At 44.0% G+C, this 15,179-nt stretch carries 13 protein-coding genes and 1 other RNA gene; 6 read left to right on the top strand and 8 right to left on the bottom strand.

Annotation, left to right across the window (positions count from 1 at the left end):
• Positions 1 to 15: 15 nt before the first annotated feature.
• The 3 genes from R7Z10_RS12545 to smpB all read right to left on the bottom strand — a co-directional run bounded on the left by R7Z10_RS12545 (position 16) and on the right by smpB (position 2,780).
• Positions 16 to 1,749 (bottom strand): site-specific integrase, encoded by a 1,734-nt coding sequence (locus tag R7Z10_RS12545; protein WP_228841877.1) that lies wholly within the window; start codon positions 1,747 to 1,749, stop codon positions 16 to 18.
• 111 nt (positions 1,750 to 1,860) lie between these two features.
• Positions 1,861 to 2,228, bottom strand: a transfer-messenger RNA (tmRNA) gene (gene ssrA, locus R7Z10_RS12540).
• 66 nt (positions 2,229 to 2,294) lie between these two features.
• Positions 2,295 to 2,780, bottom strand: coding sequence for an SsrA-binding protein SmpB (gene smpB, locus R7Z10_RS12535; RefSeq protein ID WP_005381642.1), 486 nt, complete (start codon positions 2,778 to 2,780; stop codon positions 2,295 to 2,297).
• A gap of 119 nt (positions 2,781 to 2,899) precedes the next feature.
• Here smpB and R7Z10_RS12530 point away from each other — a divergent pair, with 119 nt between their 5' ends.
• Together R7Z10_RS12530 and R7Z10_RS12525 are read left to right on the top strand one after the other, a co-directional pair.
• The gene (locus R7Z10_RS12530) at positions 2,900 to 3,343 is read left to right on the top strand and encodes an SRPBCC family protein (RefSeq protein ID WP_005381641.1); all 444 of its coding nucleotides are present in this window, start codon (positions 2,900 to 2,902) and stop codon (positions 3,341 to 3,343) included.
• Positions 3,333 to 3,692, top strand: a complete 360-nt coding sequence (locus R7Z10_RS12525) for an RnfH family protein (protein WP_005381640.1) — start codon at positions 3,333 to 3,335, stop codon at positions 3,690 to 3,692. The genes R7Z10_RS12530 and R7Z10_RS12525 overlap by 11 nt, the downstream gene beginning before the upstream one ends.
• 101 nt (positions 3,693 to 3,793) lie before the next feature.
• Here R7Z10_RS12525 and bamE read toward each other — a convergent pair whose 3' ends face one another.
• The 5 genes from bamE to nadK all read right to left on the bottom strand — a co-directional run bounded on the left by bamE (position 3,794) and on the right by nadK (position 9,071).
• Positions 3,794 to 4,153: an outer membrane protein assembly factor BamE gene (gene bamE, locus R7Z10_RS12520; protein WP_017820585.1), complete on the bottom strand. Its 360-nt coding sequence runs from the start codon at positions 4,151 to 4,153 to the stop codon at positions 3,794 to 3,796.
• 242 nt (positions 4,154 to 4,395) lie between these two features.
• Complete coding sequence (locus tag R7Z10_RS12515; RefSeq protein WP_318104969.1) at positions 4,396 to 4,878, bottom strand: GNAT family N-acetyltransferase; 483 nt, start codon at positions 4,876 to 4,878, stop codon at positions 4,396 to 4,398.
• 21 nt (positions 4,879 to 4,899) lie between these two features.
• Positions 4,900 to 6,564: a DNA repair protein RecN gene (recN, locus tag R7Z10_RS12510; protein ID WP_318104967.1), complete on the bottom strand. Its 1,665-nt coding sequence runs from the start codon at positions 6,562 to 6,564 to the stop codon at positions 4,900 to 4,902.
• Between the two features lie 166 nt (positions 6,565 to 6,730).
• Positions 6,731 to 7,921 carry a DUF3103 domain-containing protein gene (locus R7Z10_RS12505; protein WP_005383752.1) on the bottom strand — a complete coding sequence of 397 codons (1,191 nt, stop codon included), beginning with the start codon at positions 7,919 to 7,921 and terminating at the stop codon, positions 6,731 to 6,733.
• A 265-nt stretch (positions 7,922 to 8,186) separates the two neighbouring features.
• Positions 8,187 to 9,071, bottom strand: a complete 885-nt coding sequence (gene nadK / locus R7Z10_RS12500; RefSeq protein WP_005381631.1) for an NAD(+) kinase — start codon at positions 9,069 to 9,071, stop codon at positions 8,187 to 8,189.
• A gap of 146 nt (positions 9,072 to 9,217) precedes the next feature.
• Between nadK and grpE the strand changes: the two genes are divergently transcribed.
• From grpE to dnaJ, 4 genes are all read left to right on the top strand, one after another.
• On the top strand, positions 9,218 to 9,814 hold the full coding sequence (gene grpE / locus R7Z10_RS12495; RefSeq protein ID WP_021034134.1) for a nucleotide exchange factor GrpE: 597 nt from the start codon (positions 9,218 to 9,220) through the stop codon (positions 9,812 to 9,814).
• Between the two features lie 419 nt (positions 9,815 to 10,233).
• A complete protein-coding gene (locus R7Z10_RS12490; RefSeq protein ID WP_005381625.1) occupies positions 10,234 to 11,508 on the top strand; it encodes a dicarboxylate/amino acid:cation symporter in 1,275 nt (424 codons plus the stop codon).
• Positions 11,509 to 11,855: 347 nt separating this feature from the next.
• Positions 11,856 to 13,769 (top strand): molecular chaperone DnaK, encoded by a 1,914-nt coding sequence (gene dnaK / locus R7Z10_RS12485; protein ID WP_005381623.1) that lies wholly within the window; start codon positions 11,856 to 11,858, stop codon positions 13,767 to 13,769.
• Between the two features lie 204 nt (positions 13,770 to 13,973).
• Entirely contained in the window at positions 13,974 to 15,122 is a 1,149-nt protein-coding gene (dnaJ, locus tag R7Z10_RS12480) for a molecular chaperone DnaJ (RefSeq protein ID WP_005381620.1), read from the top strand.
• Positions 15,123 to 15,179: the final 57 nt, after the last annotated feature.

The following is a 15,179-nucleotide window of genomic DNA, read 5'->3' as shown; positions in this document are numbered from 1 at the left end:
ACCTTTTAATTCGTACTAGTTAGATAGTACATAGGGCTTTATGTCGAAGTCGAACGTAATGTTGTCCAATATAGGAGCTAATGCTGATGCGACATAAGCTTTACCATACCGTCCAAACGTTTCACTTCCGTCCCCATGACCCACATAGGCTGCTGCATGACTGCGGGATACGCCTGATTGCTTCAGGGCGTTGATGAAAGTGTGCCTGAAAGAATGGTAAGCCTTATGTTCGTTCTTGGCGTTAGGCAGCACTTTGTCGCGGAAGCGAGCAAACCATTTGGATGGTGCTTGTCCATACCCATCTCTTCCTCTCTTAAGCTCAGGAAAGACGCGCTCATGAGTGAGGTTCTGTACGTAGTCAACGAATCCTAGTTCAATTAATTTAGGGTGCAGTGGAATAGTGCGAATTGAACTCATATTCTTGGTTTTCTGGTCTTCTTGAGTATTGGTGATGGTCATAGTCCAAAGTCCGCTCTCATCATCTCTACGAACGTCACATACATGCAACTGACACAACTCGTTGAGACGAGCACCTGTATAAAGCCCTAGTACAGGTAGCCAGTAATAGTGTGGGTGTTTACTCTTACCTCCTTGGAAGTATGGATGCTGAAATAGGGTCTTTAAGTCAGACTCAGTGAACGCGCTACGCTCATCAGATGCCTTTTTCTTGGTCTTTACTTTGAGTCCTTTAAAGGCATTCTTGGACGCGTACTCATTCAACACGCACCAGTCGAAGAATGAGCTAACACCAGTCATTGTGTCATTTGCTGTGCTTACTGCCATCGGTGTCGGTTTGAGAGCAATGACATCATCAACAGGTAAGCCCTTAAAGCTCGACACTTTGTTGAGGTTCGCTGGTAACTGCAAGAGTTTATCCTTGAACATCAAAGCATCAGCACGCTTGAGAGAGTCAATAGGACGGTCGCCCAAGATGTATAGCATGAGTCGCATACGAGCCTTGTAGCTTTCAAAGGTCTTGGGTTGCATGTTGTCTTTTTCTCTATCCTTGAGGTAAAGCTCTACGCATTCAGATAACAGCAAGCTTTGATGTTCGCTCTCCGTCGGAGCTTGCGTTCCCCTTAGCTCATGAAGGTAGGTATCAGACGCATTAGGTAACTCAAGACGCTCTGCCATCACATCCGTGAGCTGAGTAGTTAATGAGGATAGTCCTTGTATCGACTTTCTACAGCTCTCGATGACAAGTTGTCTTTGATTTTCAAATGGTTGCTCTACAAAGTACTCGTAGTGCTCTGACTCCATCGCACCCTCAATGATACGCCACGAGCGCGAAAGCTTGGCGTCATACTCACTCAATCTATTTTCGGCAAGGTCGCACATGAGTTCGCATAAATCATCTCTCATTGCCTCAATACCCGTAAAGACGCTCTCACGCTCCTTTAGTGGCGCAGTAAAGACTTGTGCGTGTAGTAAGCTCTGAGTTCCTACTAGGTTGCCAGACGTCGCTTGAGTGATTTCTTTGTGTTGAGCTTGGCTAGCTTTGACGTCAACGAGCACCTCAAGTGGGTTACTTGCGTAGCCTTTAGGTTTGCTTGTCGTTGTTGCGAGAGTCTCATGCTGCGCAAATAGGACGTCATGCTCTACAGATAGCTGACGCGCTCTAACACGAGCTTCTGCGACAGACTTGGTGCGCAGTGAGATTTTGATGGACTTTTTGTTGCCAAAGAATGGCTGAGAGTGGGTTGGGATACGGCGTTGATAGTACCAGTTACCGTTTGCCCGTTGTGTCATGTGCAAAGTGTCATCTCCGTCCATATGTAGAACAGGATGTACCTCAATTTCTCTTTTCATAGGCATATATAAAAAGAAAGCCCCTGAAAAATCAGAGGCTTACATGATGTTTGGTGGAGCTGGCGGGAGTTGAACCCGCGTCCGAAAACCGTTCATCATTGGTACTACATGCTTAGTCGATCTTTAATTTCGCCATCCACCTGCGAACCGACACGCTAATGAATGACTAGCCTGAATTAAAATTCGCCGTTCATCTCTCAGGCGGGAGAATCCGGGCTAGCGCGTTTGGGTTTGATCCCTCGTTATTCCCCGTCTTACGTGCGGAAGCTAGGGCGAGAGAGCTCTTAGCAGGTTATTAAGCTGCTAGTGCGTAGTTTTCGTCGTTTGCGACTATTTTTTTGCGGTTTGTTAACGAGGCCTACCGCACCTCGGCATGCACCTCAGACTTCTGAATTCCCGTCGAATCCTAAATCAGCCCCAGGTAATATTCGCATAGTAACAGAAAAGCATTGGCTGTCCAGTACTATGCGTTTAAGTGGTCAAGATTAACGCAGCGCGCTCTTCATTACGCGTGCTTTTTCTCTTGCCCAGTCTTTTTCTTTTAGATCCGTACGTTTATCGTGCAGCTTTTTACCTTTTGCTACGCCAATTTTTAGTTTCACCCAAGAGCGAGACCAGTACAGTGAGAGGGCCGTTAATGTCATACCTTCACGGTTTACACGTCCGAATAGGTTATCCAGCTCACGACGACTCATTAGTAGTTTACGCACACGTGTAGGGTTCGCCACAACGTGTGTCGATGCCTGATTTAAAGGAGTGATTGTCATGCCACTCACAAAGGCTTCACCGTCACGCATAAATACGTAACTTTCAGAAATATTGGCTTTACCTTGGCGAAGGGCTTTCACTTCCCAACCTTGGAGCTCCAAGCCAGCTTCGATTTCATCATCGATGAAATACTCGTGGCGAGCTTTTTTATTCAGCGCGATAGTATTGCTACCCGCTTTTTGTTTCGTTTTTTTCTTTGCCATAATAGCGTCATTATACGGGTTGGATATCGGATAGGAAATCCTTTTATTTGCGCAATCGTGGAATAAAAGTAAAATTGGCGAGTAGCTTTAAATCTGTACATGTATCGATAGGAGTATGTATGAAGCAAGTCAGCCGTTCTGCGCTTGTGTCTTTTAGCGCCGAACAGATGTTCAATCTGGTTAATGATGTTGCTAAATACCCTGAATTTCTGCCTGGTTGCTCGGGCTCTAGAATCATTGAGTCTTCGGGGAATGGTATGGTGGCTTCTGTCGATGTGGCGAAGGCTGGAATCAGCAAAACGTTTACGACTTCAAATGAGTTGATCCCCGGTCAGGCAATTATGATGAACTTGGTGGATGGCCCGTTTAAGACGTTGCGTGGTGGTTGGATTTTTACCGCGCTAGATGAGCAAGCTTGCAAGGTTGAACTAAAGCTTGAGTTTGAATTCTCAAGTAAAATGATTGAGATGGCCTTCGGTAAGATTTTTAACGAGCTTACTAGTAATATGGTAAATGCATTTACTAAACGCGCAAAACAGGTCTACGAGTGTTATGAGTATTGAGTCAGATATGATTCACGTTGAGGTTGTCTATGCTCTTCCTCATGAACAGCGTGTATTTAACTTAGTGGTAAATAATCACGCAACGGTAGAAGAGATCATTAGACAATCCGGTGTATTGGAGTTGTACCCTGAAATTGATTTGTCCAAGAACAAAGTGGGTGTGTTTAGTCGTAACGTGAAGTTGGATGCGACCGTTCGAGATCGAGATCGAATAGAGATTTATCGTCCGTTACTTGCCGATCCGAAAGAGATTCGCCGTAAACGGGCGGAGCAGGCTAAAGCCGAGGGAAGTGCAGACCCAGTCACCGGTGGCAAGCCTAGTTCTGTACGTAAAAATAAGCAGGATTAATACAAACCCAATAGCTCATGTGAGTTACTCAAAGTTTGACTAACGTGATTTCTATATAATAAAAAACCTCCCAAACGGGAGGTTTTTTTGCAAAAGTCAGTTTACTGAATTTGCTCGTAAAATGCGTCACTTTTTGGAAAGTCACCACTGATGTCTGCGAGTGTGCCTTGGTCATTAAAGTTTACAATCAGATCTTTCTGTACTGGTTCGCCATGGCCAGGAGTATGATGATAGATGTAATACCAAGTGTTTGGATAGCCGTTTTCAATAAGCATTGGCGACCCTAATACGAAGCGAACCTGTGCTTTAGTCATCCCAAACTTTAATTTATCAACCGCACTTTGTTCTACATAGTTGCCTTGGTTGATATCAATACGATAAACCAGTCTTTCCAATACCGAACATCCTGTCAGCAATGTCATTGCTAATGGTACGGCAACTAACCACTTCTTTAATTGCATAATAATTTCTTAGTAACCTTTAAAATACTGCGCTGATAATAAACAAGCTCGACGCAGATGTAAAAAGCTATGCGTCGTATGGTAGACAATCTGACAACGAATTTTGAGTTGAGTTGCATTTATTCACCGATATTAGGCGGTAAATGTCACCACATGACGTATTAGTTAGGTGACGAAGAGCAAATTTCAATCGGAAGTAGGGTGATGGACGCTTTCAGCGGTGAGCCAAGCCTAGTGACTTGTTAGTCGGTTTTGGCGAATTCGCGTAATGCATCACCTGAAAAACGATAATACTCTTTTTCATGAATTAGTGTTGCACCAATTGAGCGGTAAAACTGACCTGCGGTAGGGTTACTACTTTCAGCTGTCCAGTCCAACCTTTGGCATCCACACTTGATCGCCAAAGATGCCAGATACTTCATTAACTTGAGACCAACCCATTTTCCTCGAACCTTCGAAGATACGAACAGATCTTTTAAGTACATCTGCCCTGAGAGTTTTGGGGCAGGGAACATGACGGTATAAGATGCAAAGCCTACGACGTCATCATTATCGTAAACCGCAATGATATTAACGCCAGAATGTTCAGAGAAGACTTGGCTCTTTAGATAATGGACCAGATCGTGTTTTGATGAAGCTTTTTCTTTGAAGTAGTAATGTTCTAACTCAATAAAAATAGGGATGAGATCTAAGCAGTTGGTTTTGTGTATTGCTCTGATATCCATATCTCATCCCTTGTCGATTTATTAAGCGGCGATAAGCAGTTCTTTTGCGTTTGCCAACGTTGAGTCGGTTATTTGACTACCACCAAGTAAGCGAGCTAATTCTGCCACACGTTGTTGTTCATCTAATGCGTGCATTTGGGTTTCGGTTTGGCCTGCTTTGGTTTGCTTAGCAACAAACATTTGTTGATGGCCGCATCCGGCAACTTGAGGGAGGTGAGTGACACACAATACTTGAGTAGATTCGCCAAGCTTGCGTAGCATTTTGCCCACTACGGCAGCTGTTGGGCCACTAATACCTACGTCCACTTCATCGAAGATTAAACTTGGTGTATCTACTTTCTGAGCGGTGATCACTTGGATCGCTAGAGAGATACGTGATAGCTCACCGCCTGACGCAACTTTTGCTATAGGTTGCAATGGTTGTCCCGGGTTGGTCGATACTAAGAAGTACACGCTGTCCATGCCAAGCGGCGATGGGTGCGTGTTGTCATTGCTAACTTCGATACTGAATACTGCTTTCTCCATGCTCAATTCGTGCATGCTTTGTGTGATCAGTTTGTTCAGTTCTTTTGCGTAACGGCTGCGTGATTTGTGCAGTTTTTCTGCTTGTGTTAGAAAGCTTTGGTACTTGTGTTCTACTTCTTGAGCAAGTTCATCTAAACGTTCATCGGAGCAATCTAACGCTTCTACTTGGGCCAGAAGATCTTGATGATGCTGGTAGAGTTCTTCTGGCATTACGTGGTGTTTACGAGCTACAGACATCACTTTAGAAAAACGTTCTTCTACATAAGCCATACGAGCTGGATCAACATCGATGCCATCTAAGTAGCTGCGTAATTCATTCTTCGTTTCTTCAAGTTGAATCATCGCTTCTGACAGCATGTTAGGTAGCTCAGATAGCTTTTCATCTAATTCGGCTAATTGAATTAGGGAGTGATTGGCCGATTGCAAAATACCAAGCGCATTGACTTCTTCACCTTCGTAAATAAGTTCGATGGCTTGCTGACAGGTAGTGGCGAGTTCACCACTGTTGGATAGTCGTTTATGCTCTTGCTCGAGCTCTGCAAATTCTTCTTCACCTAGCGATAACTCATTCAGTTCTTTGATTTGGTATTCAAGCAACTGTTTTTGCGCCTGGTTTTGCTGGCTATTTTCTTTTAGCTGCTTGAGGTTATTATCCGCCTGACGCCAATGCTGGTAAGCACTTCGTGTGCTTTTTAGTAGGTTTAAATGCCCAGCATATTGGTCGAGCATGGCCATTTGGTGCTCACTTTTCATCAATTGATGATGAGCGTGCTGCCCATGGATATTGATAAGTAGCTGCCCTAGAGATTTGAGTTGTGATAGTGGAACAGGGCTGCCATTAATGAAGGCTCTTGAGCGGCCTTCTTTTGTGATAATACGACGCAAAATACACTCACTGCCATCTAGCAGATCGTTATCTTCTAACCAACGTGTTGCATGTAAGTTGTTGTCCAATAAAAAAGCGGCGCTAACTTCGGTTTTCTCTTCACCTTGTCGCACCATGCCGGCATCGGCTCGTCCGCCTAAGCAGAGCCCTAAAGCATCGATAGCAATGGATTTACCCGCGCCTGTTTCACCTGTAATGGTGGTCATGCCCTTAGAAAGCTCGAGTTGTAAAGACTTAACAATCGCAAAATTATTAACACTTAGATGAGCCAGCATTTTATTTACCTGTATAACTGAACAATACTGTATAAGAGAACAGTATATACTGTTCTCTTATACAGTAAAGTCAGGTAAGGAAAATTTTCTTTGTAGGCTGTTTTTTTGTGATGAAGTGGGAAAAATGAGCCGATGTGATTACAACGACTCATTAAAATTGAACAGGTTACGGACGAGTTGGGTTAATCGTTAGTGGTTCTAGTGTGACGACTGCATTCACACCTGCACCTGGGTGATCCACGTATGAAGTGTCTTGCATTAGAGTGTAGTAAACGTCGACGAAGTCATCATCATTCGTGAGTACACCATCGGGGATAGTGTCGATGATCTTGTTCGTGATTTGCGGAATAATCGCGTAAGCCTGAACTTCTGGATCTGGAATCGCTTTCAATACTTCTTCGGCAACTTGAACAAGGAGTTTTGCCAATTGTTTATAGTCTGTGCCGTCATCTTGCTCCATGAGCACAATGTCTGCCGCACCCCAGCGGTAACGAGACCAGTGAATAATGATCTGATTTGGATAGTAATCTTGGTTATCGTAGTCTAAGTATGGAAGCTCCACCAAATCGAGAGTAGGTTCATCACGACTTGGATTGACGCCCGTTACGATAGCGTAGATTTCTGCCTTGCCAGAGATCCAAGGTTCTTTGTCATCGGCTAGACGGATCTTTTTCAACTGCGTGGTTTGAATTGGAGCCGCTTCGCCCACTGCGCTACTTGACAATAGCGGTGTATTTTGGCGTTGTTCATCAGCAATATATGGTTGAACTAAAGCTGGTTGACCGAGTTTTTTCATCTCAGCTTGCATAGCTTGCAAGCCTGCTTTTAGCTCTGCAGAGCTATTGTTATCAACGACAAGTACAGGTACCTCAGGGAGCTGGTAAACATCGAGTTGATGGATGTTGCCATAAACATCAAATGCTTCGATGTATTGCCAATTCTCATCATCACCACTTGGTTCAAATGCAAATAATGGCTCGACCTCACCACTTTGCCATGCTGTTATCATGGCTTCATTTGCCAAGCGAACTTCTAACAACTGATCTGAGTATTCAGAAATACCTTTCCAGCTACGAATTTGAGTGTCAGCTTGTACAAGCTGGCGGCTGAACTCTGAGTTAGGGTTTTGCTTAACAAATGCTGATACAGAAACGTTAGTCTGTTGCGGAGTAATATCTCTTCTCAACATGGGTTCAATGGCAGCATAATTCTCACTCAATTGTTGAGCTAGGGCCCGTTTCGTCTTAGTGATATCTTCCGCTTTTGCGTTGGACACACTGTTGACTTGCGTTTCCTCTGATTGGCAGCCAATAAGTGCTAATGTACTGAGAACAGACAGAATGATGGTTTTCTTCATAATATGTCCTTTATTGATTGTATGAAATAGAGTTAATACTCTATTCATGGTGAGAATATCACCGGACATAGATCATTGAATTTGCTTTTCTATCTTTTGTGTAAAGTTTGCCCACAGGATCAAAATTTATAAGCTTCTCTTTAATGATGACAAATATCGTGTCGCCTCACTACTTTGTGTCTATTTCTTGTCTAAGAAAGCCAAAAGCCAGTAGCAATTGAGCTGCTGGCTTTTTTATTGAAGTTATTACCCTGAGTAACAAGTGTTAGAACAATTTACTAGACCAGCCAAGCTTATTCCGTAAGACGTGATAGTAGCTGTAGTCTTTTGGATGGATGAGCTTTAGTACATTTGGACTTTGATAGATGTGAATTTCGTCGCCAGGGGTAACTGGAAGTGAGACTTGTCCATCACAGCTAACTTCTTGTGTTCCACGGTTTTCTGGTGATACCACCAATTTAATTCGACGTTTTCCATCAACCACCAAAGGTCGACTCGACAATGTATGAGGGAACATTGGCACGAGTGAAATGGCATTCAAGCTAGGAGAAAGAATTGGGCCGCCGCCAGAAAGTGAATATGCCGTCGAGCCAGTCGGAGTGGAGACAATCAAACCGTCGGCCCGTAAAGAGAAGGCGAAGCTTTCATCAATATACACTTCAAATTCAATCATATGAGCAATTTGCCCTGGGTGAAGTACGGCTTCGTTTAGCGCAGCGTTATGGCTCTTTATTTGTCCGTGGCGGTGTACTTCCGCCTCTAAAAGAAAACGCTCCTCTTCAATGTACTCACCGTCGAGTACCGCTTGCAGAGACGCTTGGAAGTCGTCTGGGTTCAAGTCAGTTAAGAAGCCCAAATTTCCGCGGTTCACGCCTATAACTGGTACATCAAATCGGGATAAAATTCTTGCTGCACCTAGCATGTTGCCATCGCCACCAACCACAATGGCTAGATCGGCATTTTTTCCTAGTTCAACTAAGCTAGCAAACTGACTCTGTGGGATATCATCCAGTATTGCGGCAAGGCGATCGTCAATGAATACTTTATAGCCCTCAGAGGTCAACCATTGGTACAACTCTTTATGAGTTTGAATTGCTTGTTGATCTCTTGGTTTTCCGATAATCGCGATCACGTTACATGGATTTTTCATAGCATTTCCGCATTAAAGAGGCTTGAATCAGGAATCTTCATCCCCATAATAATGGCAAGTCACCTAAATATGCGAATTTTTATGTGGTTAAAGCCCGCAAAAACGCGCATGGCTTTAAGGGCATTATGTTGAATTCTGGAGATATCATGAGCAACGAAGAAAACAAAGTTACAGAAGAAGAGCTTGATCAAATCATCGAAGAGGCTGAAAAAGTAGAAGCTGAAGCACAAGAAGTTGAAGCTGAGCTTGAAGAGCTTGGTGATGAGACAGACGCTAAGATTGCTCAACTAGAAGCGGCACTATTGTCTAGCGAGGCAAAAGTAAAAGAGCAACAAGATGCGGTGTTGCGTTCTAAAGCTGAAGTAGAAAACATGCGTCGTCGCACTGAGCAAGAGATCGATAAAGCACGTAAGTTTGCGTTGAACAAGTTTGCAGAAGAGCTGCTTCCTGTTATTGATAACCTAGAGCGTGCAATTCAAGCGGCAGATACAGAGAATGAAACTGTGAAGCCGTTCCTAGAAGGCGTTGAACTAACACATAAAACGTTTGTAGACGTTGTCGCGAAATTTGGCTTGAAAGCAATCAACCCTGAAGGTGAAGCATTCAATCCAGAGTTCCATCAAGCGATGTCGATTCAGGAGAGCCCTGATCATGAATCAAACACTGTTATGTTTGTTATGCAAAAAGGTTACGAACTAAACGGCCGTGTGATTCGTCCTGCAATGGTAATGGTTGCTAAGTAACTTTAACTCCCTGTTTTTTTTAAATATAAAAGCGCCCATCATTTTTGATGGGCGCTTTTTTGTTTTAAACATAAATGACTGCATCGAACTTCGTTGTATATCGATAAATGAAAATTTGATCCCCTTCATATTTTTTCCTATTGGTTAATTATTTTCCTATAGGAGATTTTCTCTCATCTCGCTGCGTGTTTATTAACGGAAAGGGCTATAAGTGATTGTAATCATTCGTTGTGTGAATATTTGTTCTGCATAGGAATGTAAATATAGTCATTTTTTCTAAAACAATGTCGTTAACAAAAATGTAAATTATCACTTTATTTTGTAACTTCGGTGTGTATGATTTGCGACTAATGCTTTAAAAGTAAGCATATATAACTACAAAAATGTAAATAGTAAACACAACATATCGGAGATTTATAATGGATAAATCGCTTTCTAGTAAGATTTTTATAGGCTTGTTTGCCGGCCTTGTGCTGGGGACAGCAATTCAGTACTTATTTAGCGGTATTGCGATTTTTGATACATACCTACTTGGAGCAGCAGAAGGTGTTGGCGGCATGTTCGTCTCACTGATCAAATTGCTTGTTGTTCCTTTAGTTTACGTTTCAATCGTATGCGGCATTGTTGACTTGAAAGACATCAGTGCATTTGGTCGTCTTGGTGGAAAAACTTTTACCCTTTACATTCTTAACACCATCATTGCGATTACGGCGGCTTTGACTGTCGGCTTGATCTTCCAGCCAGGAGCGGGCGCTAATCTAGCAGGAACGGTATCTGAGGCTGTACAGCTGACAACGACAGAGACGCCGGACATTTTCTCTTTAGTTGTTAACATTGTTCCTAGCAATCCTGTACAAGCGTTTGCTAGCGGCGACATGCTGCAAATCATCTTTATGGCAATTTTGACGGGGCTTGCAATTCAAGCTTTGGATTCTCGTGGTGGCCCAGCTATTCGCACATTCAAAATGGCAAATGAAATCATGATGAAATTGGTTGGATTAGTGATGAGTCTTGCACCATATGGTGTGTTCGCACTAATGATTCAACTAGGTGCAACGCTAAACGCCAATACATTAATGTCCGTTGCCGGTTACGTGGCTTTGGTGGTTGCGATGTTGGTGTTCTGGATCTTCTTCTTCTACCCAATGGCAGTGAGTATTGCGACAGGAACTTCTCCAAAGACTTTCCTACGTGCAACTCGTGAGCAGATTCTTTTCTCTCTATCTACCGCGAGCTCAAACGCGACTATCCCGGTAACGATGCGCACACTGACAGAAAAGCTTCAGGTCTCTAAATCGGTTGCTGGCTTCGGTGTACCACTGGGCGCAACGATGAATATGTCTGGTGTGTCTATCTATATTGCTCTAGCAACGATGTTTGTTGCGAACGCTTTTGGCCAGCCAATTAACACCGCAGACATCTTCACACTTGGCTTAACTATTCTTCTGTTATCTATTGGTGCTGGCGGCGTTCCTGGGGGCGGCGTGGTAATGGTAGGCGTTTTGCTTCACCAACTAGGTTTACCACCTGAAGGTTTAGCAATCATTGCAGCGGTCGACCGTATAAATGATATGTTCTGTACATCATCTAACGTTGTCGGCGACACGGCAGTGAACACCATTGTTGCAAAAACAGAAGGTGAGATAGGTAAAGAAGAAGGTGTTGATGCTGAGCCTGCTCAAGCGAACGCCTAATACCTTGAATAATTTATTTTAACCCTAATATTGAAGCGAGCTCTTATGAGCTCGTTTTTTATTTAGGAAGAGTCGGACATAAATAAATTTATCTGGGAAATGACGTTTTGTTGCGCTACAGCAGTGTGACGAGTTCCCAACTAATCAGAAAGAAACACATAAATTTCGAAAAAAGACGCTTTTTTTTAATTCTGCCCTTGAAAAGCATTTTGCCGCCCTTATCTATGTGGCATAGAGAAGCAAACATTGATTATTTTTGTTTGTGAGCAAGGGTTGAAACCCGATTCTCCTCCCCCCACATTGGGGTTATAACCAAACGAAAATAGAATTTATTCGGAGATAGCCAGATGGGTAAAATCATTGGTATTGACTTAGGTACTACTAACTCATGTGTTGCTGTATTAGACGGCGACAAACCACGTGTAATTGAAAACGCAGAGGGCGAACGTACTACTGCATCGGTTATTGCTTACACTGACGGTGAGACGCTAGTAGGTCAACCAGCGAAACGTCAAGCAGTAACTAACCCAGAAAACACGCTATTTGCAATTAAGCGTCTAATCGGTCGTCGTTTTGAAGACGAAGAAGTTCAGCGTGACATCGAAATCATGCCTTACAAAATCGTTAAGGCTGACAACGGTGATGCTTGGGTAGAAGCGAAAGGCCAAAAAATGGCAGCTCCTCAGGTTTCTGCTGAAGTTCTTAAGAAAATGAAGAAAACTGCTGAAGACTTCCTTGGTGAGGAAGTAACTGGCGCAGTTATCACAGTACCTGCTTACTTTAACGATGCTCAGCGTCAAGCGACAAAAGATGCTGGCCGTATCGCAGGTCTAGAAGTTAAACGTATCATCAACGAACCAACAGCAGCTGCGCTAGCTTACGGTCTTGATAAGAAAGGCGGCGATCGCACTATCGCGGTATACGACCTTGGTGGTGGTACATTCGATATTTCAATCATCGAAATCGATGAAGTTGAAGGCGAGAAAACATTCGAAGTTCTAGCAACTAACGGTGATACTCACCTAGGTGGTGAAGACTTTGATAACCGTCTAATCAACTACTTGGTTGATGAGTTCAACAAAGAGCAAGGCATCAACCTTAAAAACGACCCACTAGCAATGCAGCGTGTTAAAGAAGCAGCAGAGAAAGCGAAAATCGAGCTTTCTTCTACTTCTCAAACAGACGTAAACCTACCTTACGTTACTGCAGATGCAACTGGTCCTAAGCACATGAACATTAAAGTGACTCGTGCAAAACTAGAATCTCTAGTTGAAGACCTAGTACAACGCTCTCTTGAACCATTAAAAGTAGCTCTAGCTGACGCTGACCTATCAGTAAACGACATCACTGACGTAATCCTAGTTGGTGGTCAGACTCGTATGCCAATGGTTCAAGCGAAAGTTGCTGAGTTCTTTGGTAAAGAAGCGCGCCGTGACGTAAACCCTGACGAAGCAGTAGCAATGGGTGCTGCAGTTCAAGGTGGTGTACTTGCTGGTGACGTTAAAGACGTACTACTACTAGACGTAACTCCACTGTCTCTAGGTATCGAGACAATGGGTGGCGTGATGACTAAGTTAGTTGAGAAGAACACAACTATCCCAACTAAAGCGAACCAAGTTTTCTCTACAGCGGAAGACAACCAGAGCGCGGTAACTATCCACGTTCTACAAGGTGAGCGTAAGCAAGCGATGTACAACAAGTCTCTAGGCCAATTTAACCTAGAAGGCATCCAGCCTGCACCACGTGGTATGCCACAAATCGAGGTTACGTTTGACCTTGATGCGGACGGTATCCTACACGTATCTGCGAAAGACAAGCAGACTGGTAAAGAGCAGAAGATCACTATCCAAGCTTCTGGCGGTCTAAGCGATGAAGACATCGAGAAAATGGTTCAAGAAGCAGAAGCTAACAAAGAAGCGGACAAGAAGTTCGAAGAGCTAGCAACTGCACGTAACCAAGCTGACCAAATGATTCACGGTACTCGTAAGCAAGTAGAAGAAGCTGGTGAAGCGCTACCTGCAGAAGAGAAAGAGAAGATTGAAGCAGCAATTTCTGAGCTAGAAACAGCACGTAAAGGCGAAGACAAAGAAGCTATCGATGCTAAAGTTCAAGCACTAATGACTGCTTCTCAAAAGCTGATGGAAATCGCTCAACAACAAGCTCAAGCGCAGCAAGCACAAGGTGCTGACGCAGGTGCACAGTCTAAAGAAGACGACGTTGTAGATGCTGAGTTCGAAGAAGTTAAAGACGACAAGAAATAATATTTCTTAACCAGATGGCTGCATAGCCATCTGGGGTCGATAAGACTTCGTGTGCGGGCGTTTGGGGCAACTCTTACGCCCGTCTGTTTGTAAACGCTGTCTTTCTAGTTAAGTATGTTGCAGACAAGTGCACTTACCTAGAACGATACAAACACCAAGCGGTGAATCGATGCCGTTTGTAGTAATTAACTGGTGACGAAGAACATGTCAAAACGTGATTTTTACGAAGTATTAGGCGTAAGCCGTGATGCCTCAGAGCGCGATATCAAAAAGGCGTATAAGCGTCTAGCGATGAAATTCCACCCAGACCGAAACCAGGGTGATGATTCTGCGGCGGACAAGTTTAAAGAAGTAAAAGAAGCGTACGAAGTTCTGACCGACCCTCAAAAGAAAGCGGCGTACGACCAATACGGTCATGCAGCTTTTGAACAAGGCGGCGGTGGTTTCGGTGGCGGCGGCTTTGGCGGCGGCGGTGCTGATTTCGGCGACATCTTTGGCGATGTATTCGGTGACATCTTTGGTGGTGGTCGTCGTGGCGGTGGTGGCCACCGTGCCCAGCGAGGTGCTGACCTACGTTACAACATGGAATTGACGCTAGAAGAAGCGGTTCGTGGTGTAACGAAAGAGATCGAAGTACCGACACTAGTACACTGTGATACCTGTGATGGTAGTGGCGCGAAGAAAGGTTCATCTGCTGAAACATGTGGTACCTGTCATGGTCATGGTCAAGTACAGATGCGCCAGGGCTTCTTCGCAGTGCAACAAACCTGTCCTACCTGTCACGGCAAAGGTAAAATCATTAAAGACCCTTGTAATGAGTGTCATGGTCAAGGTCGTAAGCAGAAAACAAAAACACTTAACGTTAAGATCCCAGCAGGTGTTGATACTGGCGACCGTATTCGTCTATCTGGCGAAGGTGAAGCGGGAGAAATGGGAGCACCAGCGGGTGACTTGTATGTACAAGTGCACGTGAAAGAGCACCATATCTTCGAGCGTGATGGCAACAACCTATACTGTGAAGTGCCAGTAAGCTTTGCGATGGCAGCTCTAGGTGGTGAAGTTGAAGTACCAACCCTAGATGGTCGCGTAAGCCTAAAAGTGCCTTCAGAAACGCAAACAGGTCGTATGTTCCGTATGCGTGGTAAAGGTGTGAAAGGCGTTCGCGGTGGCGGTGTTGGTGATCTTATTGTTAAGTTGGTTGTTGAAACACCAGTAAACCTAAGCTCACGCCAAAAAGAACTGCTCAAAGAGTTTGAAGAGTCTTGTGGTGGTGAAGCGGCGACAAAGCACAAGCCTAAATCAGAAGGCTTTTTCAACGGTGTGAAAAAGTTCTTTGATGATTTAACCAGCTAAGACGTTAGTGAAAAGCACAAATACAAAGGCCTGCTAAAATGCAGGCCTTTTTGCATC

Source organism: Vibrio sp. Vb1018, assembly GCF_033338775.1.
GTDB lineage: Bacteria > Pseudomonadota > Gammaproteobacteria > Enterobacterales > Vibrionaceae > Vibrio > Vibrio alginolyticus.
Note: the sequence above shows the minus strand (reverse complement) of the source record. Positions and strands in the feature narration are given on the sequence as shown.